We start from the raw sequence: 780 nt of genomic DNA on the forward strand, positions 1-780 counted from the left end.
GGGCCAGGCCAACTACGCCGCCGCCAACACCTTCCTCGACGCCCTGGCAGGGCACCGCCGAACCAACGGCCTCCCCGCGACCTCGCTCGCCTGGGGACTCTGGGCCCCCACCGGCGGCATGGGCGGCACTCTGGAAGCCGCCGACCTGGCCCGGATGAACCGCAACGGCATCGAAGCCCTCACCCCCGAGACGAGCCTGAGCCTGCTGGACGCGGCGCTCCGGACCGACCGTGCCGCGCTCGTACCGGTGCAGCTCAATACGAGGGCGCTGCGGGGAAGAGCGACCAGCGGCTCGCTGCCACCGATCCTGCGCGGCTTGGTTCGGATGCCTGTGAGCCGTTCGGTCGCCGCGAGTGCCGCCGCCGGGACTTCCGGGTCGGCGCTCGCCCAGCGCCTCCGCGCGATACTGCCGGCCGAGCGGACGGAGGCGGTGTTGGGCCTGGTACGGGCCGCCGTCGCCGGCGTCCTCGGGCACGCTTCCACCGAAACCGTCGAATCCGGGCGGGCATTCAGCGAATTCGGCTTCGACTCCCTGACCGCACTTGAGCTGCGCAACCGCCTCACCGAAACCACCGGCCTGCGGCTCCCGGCCACGCTCACCTTCGACTACCCGACACCCACCGCCGTCGCCGACCATCTGCTCGCCGAACTGCTGGACACTCCAGCCGCGTTGGAACCGGCGGTCGCAGCTGTGTCCGTGGCCGGTGACGAGCCGTTGGCGATCGTCGGGATGAGCTGCCGCTACCCCGGCGATGTCACCTCACCCGAGGAACTCTGGCA

General features: G+C 71.5%; 1 protein-coding gene. It reads left to right on the top strand.

Features of this window, described 5'->3' with window-relative positions; translation table 11 throughout:
* On the top strand, positions 1-780 hold a 780-nt coding region (locus OO69_RS48095), incomplete at both ends, for a beta-ketoacyl reductase (RefSeq protein ID WP_033287380.1).

The organism is Streptomyces sp. NRRL F-525 (genome assembly GCF_000716605.1).
Classification (GTDB): Bacteria; Actinomycetota; Actinomycetes; order Streptomycetales; family Streptomycetaceae; genus Streptomyces.